13 protein-coding genes are annotated in these 18,243 nt (G+C 38.2%); 8 read left to right on the top strand and 5 right to left on the bottom strand.

Annotated elements, in window-relative coordinates:
- Positions 1 to 2 precede the first annotated feature (2 nt).
- On the bottom strand, positions 3 to 467 hold the full coding sequence (rplM, locus tag LNM86_RS07790) for a 50S ribosomal protein L13 (protein ID WP_241437221.1): 465 nt from the start codon (positions 465 to 467) through the stop codon (positions 3 to 5).
- Between the two features lie 303 nt (positions 468 to 770).
- On the opposite strand from rplM, the gene recJ reads away from it, so the two are divergent.
- Positions 771 to 2,552 carry a single-stranded-DNA-specific exonuclease RecJ gene (gene recJ, locus LNM86_RS07785; protein ID WP_241438960.1) on the top strand — a complete coding sequence of 594 codons (1,782 nt, stop codon included), beginning with the start codon at positions 771 to 773 and terminating at the stop codon, positions 2,550 to 2,552.
- Between the two features lie 19 nt (positions 2,553 to 2,571).
- On the opposite strand, the gene parE is transcribed toward recJ, so the two are convergent.
- The 4 genes from parE to LNM86_RS07765 form a co-directional block, all read right to left on the bottom strand.
- Positions 2,572 to 4,638: a DNA topoisomerase IV subunit B gene (gene parE / locus LNM86_RS07780; RefSeq protein WP_241437220.1), complete on the bottom strand. Its 2,067-nt coding sequence runs from the start codon at positions 4,636 to 4,638 to the stop codon at positions 2,572 to 2,574.
- 83 nt (positions 4,639 to 4,721) lie between these two features.
- Entirely contained in the window at positions 4,722 to 5,459 is a 738-nt protein-coding gene (gene lipB, locus LNM86_RS07775; RefSeq protein WP_241437219.1) for a lipoyl(octanoyl) transferase LipB, read from the bottom strand.
- 149 nt (positions 5,460 to 5,608) lie between these two features.
- Positions 5,609 to 6,460, bottom strand: a complete 852-nt coding sequence (locus LNM86_RS07770; RefSeq protein ID WP_241437218.1) for a TPM domain-containing protein — start codon at positions 6,458 to 6,460, stop codon at positions 5,609 to 5,611.
- Complete coding sequence (locus LNM86_RS07765; RefSeq protein ID WP_241437217.1) at positions 6,460 to 7,101, bottom strand: LemA family protein; 642 nt, start codon at positions 7,099 to 7,101, stop codon at positions 6,460 to 6,462. Before LNM86_RS07765 ends, LNM86_RS07770 begins: the two co-directional genes overlap by 1 nt.
- A 1,188-nt stretch (positions 7,102 to 8,289) precedes the next feature.
- On the opposite strand from LNM86_RS07765, the gene LNM86_RS07760 reads away from it, so the two are divergent.
- The 7 genes from LNM86_RS07760 (at position 8,290) to LNM86_RS07730 (ending at position 18,051) form a co-directional block, all read left to right on the top strand.
- The gene (locus tag LNM86_RS07760) at positions 8,290 to 9,066 is read left to right on the top strand and encodes a class I SAM-dependent methyltransferase (RefSeq protein WP_241437216.1); all 777 of its coding nucleotides are present in this window, start codon (positions 8,290 to 8,292) and stop codon (positions 9,064 to 9,066) included.
- Positions 9,067 to 10,667: 1,601 nt separating this feature from the next.
- Positions 10,668 to 12,293, top strand: coding sequence for an ABC transporter substrate-binding protein (locus LNM86_RS07755; protein WP_241437215.1), 1,626 nt, complete (start codon positions 10,668 to 10,670; stop codon positions 12,291 to 12,293).
- A 397-nt stretch (positions 12,294 to 12,690) separates the two neighbouring features.
- The gene (locus LNM86_RS07750) at positions 12,691 to 14,307 is read left to right on the top strand and encodes an ABC transporter substrate-binding protein (protein ID WP_241437214.1); all 1,617 of its coding nucleotides are present in this window, start codon (positions 12,691 to 12,693) and stop codon (positions 14,305 to 14,307) included.
- An 88-nt stretch (positions 14,308 to 14,395) separates the two neighbouring features.
- Complete coding sequence (locus LNM86_RS07745; RefSeq protein ID WP_241437213.1) at positions 14,396 to 15,469, top strand: ABC transporter permease; 1,074 nt, start codon at positions 14,396 to 14,398, stop codon at positions 15,467 to 15,469.
- Positions 15,470 to 15,471: 2 nt separating this feature from the next.
- Positions 15,472 to 16,401 (top strand): ABC transporter permease, encoded by a 930-nt coding sequence (locus tag LNM86_RS07740; protein WP_241437212.1) that lies wholly within the window; start codon positions 15,472 to 15,474, stop codon positions 16,399 to 16,401.
- Positions 16,394 to 17,269: an ABC transporter ATP-binding protein gene (locus LNM86_RS07735; protein WP_241437211.1), complete on the top strand. Its 876-nt coding sequence runs from the start codon at positions 16,394 to 16,396 to the stop codon at positions 17,267 to 17,269. The genes LNM86_RS07740 and LNM86_RS07735 overlap by 8 nt, the downstream gene beginning before the upstream one ends.
- Positions 17,266 to 18,051, top strand: coding sequence for an ABC transporter ATP-binding protein (locus LNM86_RS07730; RefSeq protein WP_241437210.1), 786 nt, complete (start codon positions 17,266 to 17,268; stop codon positions 18,049 to 18,051). Before LNM86_RS07735 ends, LNM86_RS07730 begins: the two co-directional genes overlap by 4 nt.
- Positions 18,052 to 18,243 lie beyond the last annotated feature (192 nt).

Here is an 18,243-nt window from a genome sequence, read left to right as displayed (position 1 = left end):
AATCAAGCAGTCCTTTTATTTTTGCGGTTTAAAGCACCAACGTCAAGAGATTCGGGCTGTTGTGCTGCATGCGGGTGTTGGCTTCCAGCATAAACACGTAGATTTTTCAATTGGCGACGACCAAGGGAGCCACGAGGAAGCATGCGTTCTACGGCTTTTTCAACAACACGTTCAGGAAAGCGACCTTCAAGAATCTGACGTGCTGTACGTTCTTTGATTCCACCAATATAGCCGGTATGCCAATAATATTTTTTGTCTGTATATTTCTTGCCGGTGAGAGATATTTTGTCTGCATTGATGACAATGACATTGTCACCATCATCAACATGTGGTGTAAATGTAGCTTTATGTTTGCCCCGTAAACGGTTAGCAACGAGCGTGGCTAGACGACCTAAGACAAGGTCTTCTGCGTCAATAATAACCCATTTTTTCACCACTTCAGTTGGCTTTTGTGAAAAAGTTGCCATAGAAGTATCCTTTATTGAAACCCTTTGAGGGGATTTTGTTGTTTTGCGTTGAAAACTGTTATCATAGCGAAATATTTAACGCGTATTATTTGCTCTGATATAATGTCTTTCGAATTGCGTCAAGAGAAAATAAAAACTTAATAAAACAGTATCTTACAATTGAGGTATTATAATACCATGCGCTAAAAGGTACTCTGAAAGGTGCTTATGCATATTTTATCGTAAAATAGACGTTGCGAAAGAGTGCTTTGTTTTGAACATCTGATTGTCTTTCATTGTCTTTCATTGTAAGAGTAAGGCGTGATGCAGCAGTCTCGTTATTTTCTCAATGTTAAATCTTCTGCTTGTGGGCAAGCTTGGTTGGATGCTCTTGATATTCAAGGGATAAATAACGCGCGTGCGATTTCTCAAAAATTTGGTTTTCCAGATGAGCTTGCTCGCGTTCTGTCGGCAAGAGATGTGGATGAATCTGAAGCGGTTACTTTTATCAACCCAACATTGCGTACACTCATGCCTGATCCAGAAAGTTTTGCCGATCTGCAATGTGCGGCAGAGCGCATCGTTAAGGCTATTTTAGAGAAAGAGAAGGTTGCGGTTTTTGGTGATTATGACGTCGATGGTGCCTGTTCATCAGCACTCGTAGCGCGTTTTCTGCGTTGTTTGGGTGTGGAAGTAAAAATTTATATTCCTGATCGTATCGTGGAAGGATATGGGCCTAATGAGCAAGCAATGCGGATGCTCGTGCAAGAAGGTGCCAATCTTATTATTACCGTTGATTGTGGTGCAAACAGTCCAGAGGCAGTTAAAGCAGCAAGGCTTGAAGGCGCTGATGTCGTGGTTTTAGATCATCATCAAATGTCTGAGGTTCATCAAGAGGCTATCGCCCTTGTCAATCCTAATCGCCCCGATGATTTTTCTGGGCAAGGGCATTTGTGTGCTGCTGGCGTTGTTTTTGTTACGTTAGCATGGGTTAATCATTTGTTGAAGAAAAGGAAGTTGAGAGAAGATCTTCCTGATCTGCTCAGTATGCTTGATCTTGTTGCATTGGCAACCATCTGTGATGTTGTACCATTACAGGGGGTGAATCGTGCCTTTGTGGTTAAAGGGCTCCAAGTAGCACGCTCTCTGTATAATCACGGCATAGTGGCTTTAACAAAGGTTGCGCGGATAGGTGAACCGCTTAATAGTTTTCATTTGGGTTTTTTATTAGGTCCTAGAATTAATGCGGGAGGACGTATTGGCGACCAAGCTTTGGGAGCACGTTTGCTTAGCTGTGAGGATAAAGAGGAAGCTGAAAAAATAGCAGAACAATTGAATCAACTGAATCAAGAGCGTCAAGAGATGGAGAGTATTCAATTGGCGCAAGCAGAATCTTATATTGATTCTCTTTATCAAAATCAGGATACGCCTCTGTCACTTGTCATTGCGCATCAAGAATGGCATCCAGGTGTTATTGGTATTCTTGCATCTCGATTAAAAGAGCGTTTTTTTTGTCCTGTTTTTGCCATTGCTTTGAAAGAAGATGGAAGTGGCGTAGGATCGGGACGTTCAATGAGTGGCATAGATTTGGGAGCGCTTGTTCGTGAAGCTGTAACCTTAAATTTACTAGAAAAAGGCGGCGGGCATAGTATGGCAGCTGGGATTACAATCCAAGCGACAAAAATTGAAGCTTTTCGAAAATGGCTGGAAGAGAAAGTCTCTGTAATGGTGTCACAGTTGCGTGCTAAAAAGTCTCTTCGGATAGATGGGTGCCTTTCTGCTTCTGGTGTCAATAAAGAGCTTTGTGACATGATTGAAAAAGCAGGGCCATTTGGTTCAGGGAATACGACACCTGTTTTTGTTCTGCCTTCTCATCGGTTAGTTAATCTGTGTGAGGTGGGAAAGGGGCATCTTCGCCTTGTTATGGCTAATATTGAAGGAAATAAACTGCAAGGCATTGCTTTTCGTGCTGTGGGAACACCACTTGGTCATTTTCTTTCTGAAAATATTGGTGAAATGATCCATTTGGCTGGTAATCTCAGTTTGAATTATTGGAATGGAATGATTACTCCACAAATACGTGTTATTGATGCAGCAGCGGTTTAAGAAGGATATTTTTTGAAAATTAGATGTCTAGATTGGAAGCAAAAGTAGAATTTTCTTGTATGAAACGGAATCGTGCTTCTGGTTTTGTTCCCATGAGACTTTCTACGGTGTTTTTCGTTTCTTGCATTTCCACTGTGTCAATAGAAACGCGTAGTAATGTCCGTTTTTGAGGATGCATTGTCGTTTCTTTCAGTTGTTCGGCACGCATTTCACCAAGCCCTTTAAAACGGCCAATTTCGATTTTAGCTTTTCCAGTAAATTCCGTCTTTAGCAATTCGTCTTTATGGGTATCATCACGTGCATAAGCAACTTTTCCTCCTTGGGATATTCGGTAAAGGGGAGGAACAGCAAGGTATAAATGTCCCTGACGAATAAGATCGGGCATTTCTTGAAAGAAGAAAGTAATGAGGAGTGAGGCAATGTGAGCACCATCTACATCTGCGTCCGTCATAATGATAATGCGTTCATATCTGAGATCTTTTTCACGGTATTTAGAGCGTGTTCCACATCCAAGAGCAAGGATAAGATCGCTAATTGTTTGGCTTGCGTTCATTTTCTCATGTGCTGCACTGGCTACGTTTAAGATTTTTCCACGAAGAGGTAAAATGGCTTGGTTGGCTCTATTGCGTGCTTGTTTAGCAGAACCACCAGCGGAATCACCTTCAACAATGAATAATTCAGCACCAGCAGCACAGTTTTGGCTACAATCTGCGAGTTTTCCTGGTAGACGCAATTTACGGACAGCTGTTTTTCGATTTATTTCTCTGTCTTGGCGTCGTTTAACGCGCTCTTCGGCACGTTCAATAACCCAATCAAGAAGTTTTGTTGATTCTTGAGGAGAATTTGTTAGCCAATGATCGAAAGGATCGCGTATTGCATTTTCAACGATACGTTGTGCTTCAATCGTTGCTAATCGGTCCTTGGTTTGTCCAACAAATTCAGGATTTCTAATGAAGACTGAAAGTACGGCAGCTGTTGAAATCATGATATCATCAGAGGTAATGATAGAAGCGCGTTTATTGCCTATTAACTCAGCATAGGATTTCAGTCCGCGCAACAGAACCTGCCTTAGTCCTATTTCGTGCGTTCCCCCTTCTCCGGTAGGAATAGTATTACAGTAAGACTGTACATAGGCATCTCCACCATGCCAAGCAATAGCCCATTCAACGGAGCCATGATCATTACATTGTTTTGTTTTTCCAGAAAAAATTTCTGATGTTACGCGATATTCATCTTTTAAGGATGAGAGTAAATAGTCTTTTAGTCCATCGGGGAAGTGAAAAACAGCTTTTTCAGGAATATTTTTTGTTCCTTCAAGGAGGATGGGATCGCAATTCCAGCGAATTTTTACACCACCAAAAAGATAGGCTTTAGAGCGTGCCATCTTATAAATTTTTTCTGGATCAAAAGCGGCCTTTTCACCAAAAATTTTACTATCAGGATGAAAACGAACACGCGTGCCACGACGATTATAAACGTCTCCCAAATCTTCCAATGGAGATTGTGGAATACCGCGTGAGAAGCGTTGTCGATAAAGTTTCCGTTCTCTTGCTACTTCAACTTCCATATCATCAGAAAGAGCATTAACAACAGAAATTCCTACTCCATGGAGCCCACCAGCAGTTTGATACGCTTTTCCATCAAATTTTCCACCGGAATGGAGTTGTGTCATAATAACTTCAAGCGTAGACTTATCAGGCATTTGAGGATGATTTTCAACAGGAATACCGCGTCCATTATCTGTAACGGTTAAATAACCGTTTCTCTCTAAGCATACATCAATGAAGTCTGCATGACCGGCGACGGCTTCATCCATGGCATTATCAATAATTTCAGCAAACAAATGATGTAGTGCTTTGCTATCTGTTCCACCAATATACATTCCAGGGCGTAAACGCACAGGCTCTAAGCCCTCAAGCACGCGAATAGAGAGAGCATTATAGCTATCTTCTTGTGTATCTTTTGTCTTTTTTTTCGAAGCTCTTTCTTCTGAGTTCACGGGAGATTGCGGATTTTTTGCATTGGTATTTACCCGAGACTGCGCATTATTTAAAATACTAAAAAGATCTTTGCTGTTATCGCTCATAGCGTTTGATTATCCACCTCATAAAATAAAATTATTCATTAGAATAAATTTTATGCCTGTTTTTTATTTAAAAATCAATGCAGTTAGGAAACATCAATTGTTGGACCAAAAATTTGCTCAAATGCTTGTTTTAGAGCAATATCAATATCATCCATTGTTACAGGAACACCTAGATCAAGAAAGCTGGTTACGCCATGCTTTGTAATTCCACAGGGAATAATTCCTGAATAATGTGCTAAATTAGGATGAACATTGATAGAGACTCCATGAAAGCTTACCCATTTGCGCACTCGAATACCAATAGCCGCAATTTTATCTTCCGAAGCAATACTATTTTGTGTGTGTGAATCATTGGGCCTTTTAATCCAGACTCCAACGCGCTCTTCACGACGTTCTCCTGTTATATTAAATTTTGCAAGTGTTTGTATAACCCATTCTTCTAATGCGCTAATAAAAGCGCGAATGTCTTGTTTTCTGCGTTTGAGATCAAGCATAATATAAGCAATACGTTGCCCTGGACCATGATAGGTAAATTCACCACCGCGCCCAGCTTCATAAACAGGGAATAGATCAGGTGTTAGAAGATCTTTTTTATTGGCACTTGTCCCAGCTGTATAAAGTGAAGGATGTTCAAGAAGCCAAACCTGTTCACGGGCGTTTTTTACAAGAATGTCTTCGACACGCTTTTGCATATAACACAGTGCTTCAGGATATTCGACCAAGTTATGACTTATTTTCCATTCAACTGGTGGACTTCCAGGGCGTGTTTTAAAGTAATGCGGTAACTGATTACGATCAATATGTTTTAATTCATATTTCATGAGCAATATTTACGTTGATGTTCGCGTTTTTATTATAATCAGTAAAAGAAGTGCACAGTAAAAGATAGAAATTTTTATTAAAATGAAGATTATACAGTAATAAATTTCATTTTAAAGAAAATACACTCTGTTTAAAATTGACACGCGTTTTACCATCTTCCTGTTGCGCCACCACCACCAGATGAACCACCACCACCTCTGAAACCTCCTCCTCCTGGAGGGCCACCAAATCTTCCAGGAGGGTATCTACCACCGGTTCTTAAGTTAAGAAACCAAGGAGTGAAGATGATCCCCATCCAGAGATATTTCTGTGGACCTACTTTTTTTCCAAAAATCATTGCGAGAAGAGGTAAACCAAACACGATAAAAAGAATAAAAAACATGATTGTATTGGCTATCATTTGTTCTTTTTCAGCTTGTTTTCGTTGCGCTTCGACAATTTTAGCTTTTTCTCTCATTCTAAAAGAAAATTCAGAATCACTTTCTGTAAGAATGTTGATAATTGCATGAACTGCTTCAATAACACCTTTTTGATAATTTCCTTCACGAAAATTGGGAAGAACAAAGGTATTAATGATCACTGAAGAAAGAGCATCTGTTAGCACGCCTTCCAAACCATATCCCACTTCAATACGCATTTCGCGTTCATTCGGCGCGATGACCAATAATACACCATTATTAAGCTGTTTTTGACCTAAGCCCCATGTGCGGAAAAGGGCATTGCTATAGGTCTCTATATCATTTCCTGAAAGGGTAGGGAGAGTGACAATAACAATCTGATCTCCTGTTTTCTCTTCGAGTTCAGCCAGTTTTTCTGTTAGATTTTGTTTTGTTGCATGATCGAGCAAATGCGCTACATCGTTGACATAACCTGTGAGGGAAGGAAACTTAATCTGCGCGTAAGTGACACTTCCCAATGCGACAACCAAACAGAGAGCGCTTAAAAAAGCCCATAAGCATGGGAAAACATTGCGTTGCATAGGATGTCGAAATGACTTCATTAATGAAAATCGACCTTCGGTGCTTGTTGGTTATTGGTATCAATCGTAAAGGTTGGCATAGGTTTAGCATCACGAAACCATAGTTTTGCCCAAATCATCGTTGGCATTGTCTTGAGAGCCGTATTGTAGATGCGTACGGTTTCGATATAATCACGGCGTGCAACAGAAATCCGGTTTTCAGTGCCTTCTAATTGCGATTGCAGAGCAAGAAAATTCTGATTGGCCTTAAGATCAGGATAGTTTTCAACAACAGCCATAAGACGTGAAAGTGCGCTTGATAAATTGGCTTGATTGTCAAGATATTGCTTCATTATCTCTGGATTATTTAACATATCGGCATTAATGTTGACTTGCGTTGCTTTGGCACGTGCTTCAATAACATTTGTAAAAACAGCTTGTTCATGTGCTGCATAAGCTTTGACAGTCTCCACAAGATTTGGAATGAGATCTGCACGACGCTGATATTGATTAAGCACTTCACTCCATGCTGCATGTGCTTTTTCTTCATTTGTTGGTATTGTATTAAATCCGCAGCCACTTAAAAATGGTAAAAATGCTAAGAAAATAACAATTGAAAATTGCCTTAAAATTTTAGCCATAGAATGCGTAAGTATCATTGAAGTCGTTTGTCCATCTAGCATAAAAATATCTCCTCAGCTCTTTTATTCTTATATAGGATTTCGCTTACGAGTGAAAAGTCTTGTGAATTTCATAATATGTATTTTATGAATAAATTTATATTCTTGTAGGTTTTTATATTGTCTTATGTCTTTAAAGGGTTAAATTATATTAAAAGAATAATATTATCATACCACCTTATAAAATATTAATGTTTATTATTCTTCTTTTCTCCTCTTTTGGTGCAGGTGCGGCTTGTTTTTAAAGGTTATAATTGGAGAAACAGTTTTGGAAAATTTTAGAGGGGTGTGGAGATGAAAGTTTATATAAATTCCTTTCCAATTCACTTCTATAATGAGGGCGTATTTGTTTTGCTATCTTGCATTGCTTAAAAGAACAGTATCACGCTTGTTTGAAGGTATCACCATTGAGTCATGTGATATCTATGCATGTTATAAGCGAATTTACTGAAAACTTATGTTCGAGTTATAAACGCGATATAATAGAGGTGGATTCTCTTATTTTATCACACCAAAGGGCAATAGATATCCACGGCAAAGTTCTATTTACAGATCTCATACGTTGTTTACGTCATGTTTACTTTGCAAAAAAGAAACTTTAGCAAGGGACTATAGGTTAAGATTAGCTTGATCTTTTCGTGCTATTGAAAGTGGATTTTTTGATGCTGGAGGGGTGGTTGGAAATTATGATGATTAATTGCAATATTTTTTAAGAAGTTAAGGGCTTGTGGAAAGTCATTACGGCTATCGATAATTATGATCAACCAAAACGGAGACATCACAGAATTTATACGAGAACCTCTAAACGATGAAAAATTCTCCAAAGAGGATAAAACGAGTAGTGCCAGCGCAGTGATAGACAGCAGATGGAAGATTTTATACTGTTTTTAGAAGGGAGCAGTTTGGAAAATTCTGGCAAAAATCTCAAGAGGCTTAAAATGATCTTTGAAGGTTCTTTGAAAATCTTTTGAAAAAAGAAATGAATAGCAACTTTGTGATAAGTGACAATTGCCATTAGGTTTAAAACGCATCATTCGAAGAAGAAAACCACGCAAGAAGCAGCCCTATAGAAGAAAAGAGAGAAGATTTTAAAGAAGAGTTTTCATTTAGCTTTTCTTCTCAATGTATGTTGATACATTGGGCAAAGGAGCATTTTTTTATGTATGTCAGCAATTGTAAAGGGGAGCGCACATGACACAAAGCATCCAACTACAACGTGAAAAGTTTGACGGATTGGCTGATGATTATGATCGCTATCGTCCGCGCTATCCCCTCACCTTATTAAAAACTATGGTGCTGCCTTTAAAAGACAAAAAACATTTATCCATTGTGGATATAGGAGCAGGGACAGGGATTGCATTAGAGGGAATTGTCGAACTTTTAGGACATGAACACCGATATCATGCTATCGATGTATCGATAGATATGATTAAGCAGGGGCAAAGAAAGTTTCCCATTGTGCAGTGGTATCAAGGCCGGGCTGAAACTTTATTGCCTAAAATTGGCGAGGTTGATCTTGTTGTTGCAGCGCAAGCCTTTCAGTGGATGGATCGTCCTCAGTTGCTTCGTACTGTCTCAGAGCAACTGCGAGAGGGTGGTGTCATGGCGGTCATTCAAAACAATCGCGATTTTAAGCAGAGCAAATTTCTCGCTGCTTATGAGACATTGTTAGAAGAAATGAGCCCCCACTATTCCCGTTATTATCGTAATTTTGATTTCTTACAGGAAATGCGTGATGGTTTTGGGGGCAATCCAGAAAAGATTGTGTTGCATACGCACAATTGGACGATGACAATTCCCTCTCAAGCCTTTATTGGAATGAGCCGCTCCTCAACGCAAGTACAACGCGCCATTGCTTGCCACGGGGAAGAATATTTGCGAAAATTGGTTGCATTGATAAAGCAATATGAAGTGCAGGGACGTTTGGAGCTTTTATATCGCAGTGAACTCTACATCTATGCAAGATAACCTCTATGGTTATCACTTGAGAACGGCTTTATACCCATGTGAGTATAATAAACGACCGTTCAAATATTCTCAATTTTTAAAAGGTAGCGAACCAAAAGTTAACACGCTAAATCTTTGTAAAAAATCTTTTTAAAGAAGTCTTTATTCGTCATTTATTGGAAAGAAAAAACTGAAATTTTCTGTTAGAAACAGAATTGCTTTTAATTCTTAAGAGGATTTTTAGGCTTACACTCTTGGATAAAATCTTCCGCACGGATGTCTTGATGACATCGAAGGTCTTTTCGATATGGCTAAGAAATATATTGTGTCGAGAGCATTTCTCCTTTCTGTAGAGATTGATAAAAGTCTATTTTCGTGGGAATAGAAGAAAAGACTATTGGATTTTGTAATAAAAGCATAAGACACTTTAAGAAGTGAAGCTGATTTTTGTCGTTAGAGTTTTATAAGAAAGCTTTCTGGTCAGTTAAGTTATGAAATCGCTTACATGATACAGAGCATCCAACCACAACGTGAAAAGTTTAACGGATTGGCTGTTTTATGAGAATATTAAATGGTTTTCCGTAAATTTATTGAGAAAATATTTACAAGCAATATGCGCTTTAATAGACGCCTGTTGGAATATACTCTTGCCTTTTGTTATTTGGATGGTGTCTTGTTAGCAAATGCTTGTATTCGTTTTTGTGATCTGAGAGCTCTCTTCCGAGAGAGTGATTTTGCTGCATATGAGCTATCTTTAGGGGGAGAGTTTTTTTGATCTCAGGGGGTATCCACCACATCGCTTTGCTAAATCTCTCATTTTATCGTTAGAAGTAAGAGTTAAAGGTGTTATGCAAAATTTTATTTTGGTGGTTGGAAAGCAGTGATGAATATAAAAATTGGAAAAGTTTAGAATCAATAACGTTTTTACTAAGGAAAAAGTATATTGAGTTTTTTATCAGTAAAAAACACGTTTTATTGTGTATTCTTTTATTGGGGCAATTTTTTTAAAAGATGAAGAATTGGTATTTCGCACTGCTGTTGTATCTGTATTGACTTTCTTAGTATTTTATATAAGAAAAGAATTTGCATTTTTTTTGCTTGCATTTCAAAATATTAAGCAGTTTTTGAGGGGTATAAAGTTCTCGTAAAGATTTTTCTTGTGTTTTGCGGTTTGTTCTGTTCAGTCTTTGTGGTAGTAAGAATGAAGGGGTGTTTTGAGGTTAAGTGTTTGAAATAATACGGTTCTTTTTAAGGTTTACGTATTTTTATTTTTAGTATAGTTTAAACGAATAGCATACTAAAATTATTCATCTTTGGGCAATGACTTTTACAAGACTTATCGTTTTATAACTTATAATTTTATAATCGGAAATTGAATGTCGTTTATTGTAGTGCGCAAAGAACTCTTGTGGTAGGAATGTGGTATTGGCCGAGCGGAAGATATGCGGAAGATATATTGCGTGTTTTTTATACTTTGAATGGGGATTGAGAGAGTGAATTTAAAGGTGAATGACTCTGTAGAGATGGTCAGCTGTTTCTTCAATCTTTGTTGTTACAAATTTGCTGTGTCAGTTTAGAATGATATTAGAATATTTTATAATAAACTTTAAAAGGAAAAGTCTATGAATATAAAGGGAAAAATACTGAAAAGCAGCACTTCTTTTGTTTCTGCTGTTATGGCAATGGGGATGCTTGTGCAACATGTTTCAGCAAAAACACCTGCCGATACACTCGTGATGGCTTGGAATATCGATGCAATCGATACATTTGATCCTGCAAAACTCAACGATGTTTATGGAAATGAAATCGTTCTCAATGTTTGTGACAATTTGGTCAGCACTGCGACAGATGACCCAGCTAAAATCGTTCCTGCTTTGGCAACACATTGGGAGGTGTCGGGTGGTGACCAGAATACAGTTATCACTTTTCATTTGCGTGATGGTTTAAAGTTTAACGATGGGAGACCTGCCCATGCGAGTGATCTTGTTTGGGGTATGAAGCGGGTTGTTAAATTGAAAATGGCTAAGGCAGCAACCTTTAATGAATATGGTATCACAGAACAAAACATGGATGAAGCTTTTCAAGCTCCAGATGACAAAACGGTGGTGATAAAATTTGATAAGCCTTATCCAGTAGAGCTCATTCTTAACAATGTTGTTGCTAGTCCTGTTACGGCTTTGCTTGATCGTAAAACGATTATGAAACACGAAAAAAATGGCGATATGGGAAACCAATATTTAGCAAATCATGCGGCTTGTGTTGGTCCCTATCAGATAAAAAAATGGAATCCTGGAGAAGCTTTATTGTTGCGTGCAAGTCCCAACTATTGGGGAGAGGCACCTAAATTAAAGAAAATTATCATTCGCCATGTTGCAGAGCCTGGAACGCAACGTTTACTGTTGCAAAAAAACGATATTGATGTTGCTCGTAATTTGATGCCAGAGGATCTGGCAGATCTCCAAAAAATCACGAATATCAAAGTTGAAAAAGTATTGGAACCTTCCATGATGTATTGGGGATTCAATATGACAAATCCAATTTTTGCTCATGAAAAAGTGCGTTTGGCAATGCGCTATCTTATTGATTATGAAGGACTTAAAAAGACCCTTCTCAAAGATGTTGGTATTCCCCGTGCAAGCTTTGTTCCTCTTGGTAATCTTGGCGCTTTGGATGAAAAAGAAGGGCAACCCTTTAAGCTTGATCTTCAAAAAGCAAAAAAGCTTTTAACCGAGGCAGGTTACTCGAAAGGTTTTGAGGTGAATTTTTTAGTGGGGACGTCTCCTTATGCTTTGTCACTTGCTCAGTCTATCCAAGACAATGCGAAAAAGGTAGGCGTGCATCTTAAAATTGAACGTTTGGCAGGAACGCAGTTGTTTTCAAAACTTTACGCGCGTGCTTTTGATACGATTTTTGTCGGTTGGAATAATGACTCTGCAGATCCTCATACAATGGCTGCATACATCGTTTATAACCCTGATAATCATTTTGAGGCAAAAAATACAGCCTATCCGAGTTGGCAACACGGATTTTTTGATGCAGAGATGAATAAAAAGGTTAAAGAGGCATTGCTTCAAAAAGATCCTAAAAAACGGGCACAAATCTATGCTGATCTACAGCGTGAACTTATGCAAAAAGGACCTTATGCTTTTATCTTTCAGAAATATGGTGTTATAGCAATGACCCCCAATATCAAAAAATGGGTTTGGAATAGTGCACCACGTATTTTTTATAGTGCAATTGAAAAATAAGAGGGTATCAAGTTTATAAAATACAAAAAGAGCTTGATCATAATGTAAATGATAAGAAATCTTCCCCCGCAAGGGGTCTTTTAGAGACTTTTTAAAGTATAAAATTGTGGGGACTTTTTGTATAATATGTCATTTTTCATACAATACAGATTAAGACCAGCTTATGGGGGAAGGTGATGTTGATAAGTATAGAAGGTAATGCCTTCTTGGGGTATTTGTTGATTGTTGCACAGATGCTGTGCAATCTGATGATAGTTTGATGTTTGAAAGATTATTTTATGGATATCAATCAGTGAAAGTGAGCGTATTAGGTTGTGTTGTTTAAGAAGTAAAATAGCAAAATCAAAAATATTTCTTGTCAAAAATCTAAAATGAAATGTGAAAGGTGAAGAATGAAATGACAAAAAAAGCATTATTGAAGAATTTTTATTTTTTATTAGGTCTTATCGGTTTTTTTAATGGCTCTCTTTCATCAGCGCTAAGTTTATCATCTAAAGATACATTGATAATGGCTTGGAATATTGATTCCATTAGAAGTTTTGATCCAGCTCAAGTGGTTGAGCTTGTAGCAAGTGAATTATTAATGAATATGTGTAGTGCGTTAGTAGAATATGATAAGAATGAACCTGCAAAAGTTCGTCCTGCTATGGCGCAATCTTGGGATATTTTAGATAATGGGCAAAGAATTATTTTTCATCTTCGTGATGATTTAAAGTTTGATGATGGAAGAGTTGCAACAGCGCAGGATCTTGCGTGGTCAATGCAACGAATTATTAAATTAGAATTAGGTTATTCTCAATTTTTGACAAGTTATGGGTTTGCGAAGGATAATATTGAAACGAGTATTCAGGCTCTTGATGATAAAACATTACAATTAAAATTGGATAAACCCTATCCTATCCATCTTATACTGACGGCGATCGGACAATCCTATGCTTCTGCTTTGCTTGATCGGCAAACACTTGAAGCAAAGAGTGTTGATGGGGATATGGGTAATAAGTATTTGACTACGCACTCGGCTTGTGTTGGGCCTTATAAATTGGCACGCTGGTCTCCAGGAGAGAAAGTTGTATTACAGGCTACCCAACATTATTGGGGAGATATGCCTAAAATTAAGCAAATTGTTTTGCAGCATGTTGCTGAATCAGCAAGTCAGAGACTTCTTTTAGAAAAAGGTGATGTGGATATAGCACGTGATCTTTCTTCAGATGATGTGTTGGATATTGAAAAACAGGGAGGAAAGGTTAAAGTTAGCCGTGTTTTGCGCCCACAGATTGTTTATCTATCGCTGAACAATAAGAATCCAATTTTTGCTCATGAAAAAGTGAGATTGGCATTTCGTTATTTGATTGATTATGAGGGCCTTGGAAACACTGTTCTAAAGGGTATCGGTATTCCGCGTGCGAGTTATATGCCGTTGGGGATTCCAGGTGCTTTGAATGAAAAGGAGGGAGTGCCGTTTAAATTAGATTTAGAGAAGGCAAGACAGTTAATTACTGAAGCTGGTTATCCGAATGGTTTTAAGGCTAATCTTTTAATTGGTAGTCTTAATTATATGCCTCTTGTTGCACAGTCTATTCAAGAAAATGCACGTAAAATTGGTATTGAGCTTACAATTAAAAGGATGACACAAAATCAACTGTTAAAACGCGTGCGTGTTGGAGATTATGATACTGCTATTCAGAGATGGGGGAGTGCTGATCCTGATGGACATCCTCCTTCATTGAATCACGTTTTTAATCCTGATCCAACATTTACAAAAAAGCATTCTACATATTTGGCTTGGCGTACTGGGTATTATGATGAAAATATCAATAAAATGGTGATAGATGCTTTGTTTGAGAAAGATCAAAATAAGCGAATTTCGCAATATCGTGCTTTACAACATTATGTATTTGAACATGGTCCTATGGTCTATTTATTTCAGACATATTATACTGTTGGTATGGGACCGGCAGTAAAAAAATGGGTTTGGAATATTTTTAGAATTTACTACAATGCTATAGAAAAATAGAGCATTTTATAAAAAAAAGCATAGGACGTGCTTGATTATATAAAAAGGTGTTACGTTATGTTTAGTGGCTATAGAGGGGGATATTATAATGGTTTTACCATTTTCAGAATGTGAAAAAGCAGTATCACAAAAGCAGAAAGAAAGGTTGCTATGGGACTTTTTTTTCAAGGGATTAAAATTGCTCATTTCAGTTTTTTTTACGTTGCTTGGTTTGGTAACTATCACTTTTTTTATTGGTCATCTTCTTCCTTTAGACCCTGTGCTTGCTATTCTTGGTGAGAATATCAGTCAAGAAGCTTATGATGCAATGTTTTATAAGTTGGGTCTTGATAAGCCATTGATTGTTCAGTACTGGAATTATCTTCACAATGTCTTTTTGTTTGATTTTGGGGATGCTTTAACTTCGGGACGCCCTGTTTTAGCAGATATTATGCGTGTGTTTCCTGCAACGTTAGAGCTTGCGACAGTTGCTATTATCATTGGTACGAGTCTTGGTATTCCGTTTGGTGTTTTTGCGGCAATGTATCGCGATTCCTTTATTGATTATTTTGTTCGTATTTTTACACTTCTCAGTTATTCCACTCCTACCTTTTGGCTTGGGTTAATGGCGTTGTTGATCTTTTACGCCAAGCTTGGTTGGATTGGTGGTCCAGGACGGATTGATTTTATTTATGAATATTCTTTTGAACCCAAAACAGGATTTTTCCTTTGGGATACTGCTCGTCAGGGGCAGTGGGAAGCTTTTGGAAATGTCTTCAGTCATATTATTATGCCTGCTTTAATCTTAGCGTTCGGAGCTATGGCTTACATTAGTCGTATGACACGTGGGTTTATGATTGAACAGCTCAATCAGGAATATATCATTACGGCACGGGTGAAGGGGTTATCGTTGGCACGGACAGTTTGGGGGCATGCCTTTCGTAACGCTGCTGTTCAGATCATTACGGTTGTTGCGCTTTCTTATGCTTTTTTATTAGAAGGTGCTGTGTTGACAGAAACAGTTTTTGCTTGGCCTGGTTTTGGGCACTATTTGACCAATGCTCTTTTGGCTGGAGATATGAATGCAGTTGTCGGATGTACTCTCCTTGTCGGATTTCTCTTTGTTGTCATTAACTTATTTTCTGATTTGCTTTATCGAATTTTTGATCCAAGGACACGTTGAATATGACAATCATGAATCATCACACATCGCAATCGTCATTTTCTTTGGCACACTGGTTAAATGAAACTGTTCCACAGTCAGCCTTTCAGGCAAGCGTACAAAGAACTTATCATGCATTGATCAAGTTTTCTCATAATTTTTCAGCTCTATTAGGCCTGATTATTATTTTTATTATTGTTTTATGTGCCATGTTTGCTCCTTGGATTGCTCCTTATGATTTTGTTAGCAATGATCTTGCACATCGATTGCAACCACCCTCTATGTTGCATTATTTTGGTACAGATGAGTTAGGGCGGGATATTTTTAGTCGCCTCGTTTATGGTGCGCGTATTACTCTCTACATTGTTTTTCTTACTACAGTTATTGTGGGACCTGTGGGGCTTATTGTTGGAACTGTCTCTGGCTATATAGGAGGGTGGGTTGATACCGTTCTGATGCGCATTGTTGATATTTTTCTTGCTTTTCCAGCTTTAATTTTAGCTCTTGCCTTTTCAGCAGCTTTGGGACCAGGTATTGAAAATGCGTCCATTGCAATTTCAATTGCAGCATGGCCGCCAATAGCACGTTTAGCACGTGCTGAAACTTTGACGATACGTTCATCAGATTACGTCTCGGCAGTTCGTTTGCAAGGGGCTTCTGCTTTGCGGATTATTTTGTTTCATGTTGCACCTATGTGTATTCCTTCAGTGGTGGTACGATTAACGCTCGATATGTCTGGAATTATTTTAACAGCTGCTGGTCTTGGTTTTTTGGGATTAGGAGCGCAATTACCAAGTCCTGAATGGGGCGCAATGCTTTCATCTGGTCGTGAATTTATGATGACAAATTGGTGGTTAGCGGCAATACCAGGTTGTGCAATATTGTTAGCAAGCCTTGCTTTCAATTTGTTAGGTGATGGACTTCGTGATGTATTGGATCCACGCAATGGCTAAAAATTTATTAGAGATAGAAGATTTACGTATTTCTTTTCCTACAACGCGTGGTCTTGCCGAAGTTGTGCGGGGCATTAGCTTTTCCATGGGGAAAGAAAAAATTGGAATTGTTGGTGAATCCGGCTCTGGAAAATCAATGACGGGGCGTGCAATACTCAAATTGAGCCCAAGAGCAGCAATTGTCAAAGCTAAAAAAATGCGTTTTGATGGTATCGATTTATTGCGTGCAAGTGAACCTCAGATGCGAACAATCCGAGGTAAGCGCATTTCCATGATTTTACAGGATCCAAAATATTCGCTTAATCCGTTAATCCGAATTGGGGAACAGATTATGGAAGCTTACCGTATTCATTATCGTGTTGCAAAGGCCGAGGCGCGGGAACGGACGATTGCTATGTTGGAATCTGTTCATATTCGTGATCCTGAACATGTGATGCGATTGTTTCCTCATGAAATATCAGGTGGTATGGGGCAGCGTGTGATGATTGCGATGATGCTTATTCCTAAACCTGATTTAATTATTGCAGATGAGCCAACCTCTGCACTCGATATTACTGTAAGACGTCAAGTTTTATCAGTATTAGATGAGCTTGTGACTCAATCTGGAACGGGACTTATTTTCATTAGTCATGATTTGAATATGATTGCTGATTTTTGTGATCGTGTTTTGGTGATGTATGCAGGTCGTGTATTAGAAGAATTGCCTGCTTGTGATTTATCGCGTGCTTGTCATCCTTATACGAAAGCTTTGCTAGCAAGTTTGCCCCGGCTTGATAATCCTGTTGATGTTTTAGCTGTTCCTGAACGCGATCCTGATTGGTTGCATAATCCTACGATTATTAATGGTGTTGAAGGAGTTGTCCCGTGACCAATTGTGAGAATATTATTGATGTTTCGAATTTATCTGTGACCTTTGGGCATAGGCATAAGGCAGTAACTGTTGTTAAAAATGTCAACTTTCATATTAAGCGTGGTGAAGCTTATGGTTTGATTGGTGAATCAGGGTGTGGAAAGTCAACTATTTTGAATACATTGGTTGGGCTTCTTCCAGAGTATAGTGGACGTTTCATTTTTGATGGAGAAGAAGTCCCCAAAAAGAGAGATAAGAATTTTTTACGCCGTATTCAAATGGTTTTTCAGGATCCTTATGCTTCTCTTCATCCAAGAAAAATGGTTCATACTGTTCTTTCTGAATCTCTTAAAATCCATGGAATGGATAATCAAAAGGAGCGGGTAGGTGATGCTTTAAATTCCGTTGGTCTTAATTCTTCCTTTCTTTATCGTTATCCGCATGAATTATCTGGAGGGCAACGTCAGCGTATTGCTCTTGCTCGTGCTCTCATTATTGAACCAGAGGTTTTGTTACTTGACGAACCAACATCTGCATTGGATGTGTCGGTACAGGCTGAAATTTTGAATTTGTTAAAATCATTACGAGAGGAAAAAAAGCTCACTTATTTAATGGTCTCTCACGATCTTGCTGTTGTTGCACATATCTGCGAACGTGTTGGAATTATGCATAAAGGGATTATTCTTGAAGAGCTTAGCAATGATGATTTGCGCAATTTGCATGCCCAACATCACTATACGAAGATGTTTTTTGAAGCAAGTATTGAACCTATTGTTCATAGAGAAGAAAGATTCGCATAAGATTTATAGAAGAGAAAATAAAATTATTTCTGTTGTAGATTCCTATAAATATTTTCATATTGGTTTTGCAACAGAGGGGTTCTTTTATTTTTTATCATATAAAATTTTTCCTGTATCATTTTCATTTTGCTAAGAGAGGTTTTAGCGAATATATTTTTAATTCTATTAAACGTACTGTGTTATGAGATATCA

Source organism: Bartonella machadoae (genome assembly GCF_022559585.1).
GTDB classification, from domain to species: Bacteria; Pseudomonadota; Alphaproteobacteria; order Rhizobiales; family Rhizobiaceae; genus Bartonella; species Bartonella machadoae.
This window is presented reverse-complemented; position numbering and strand designations above follow the sequence as displayed.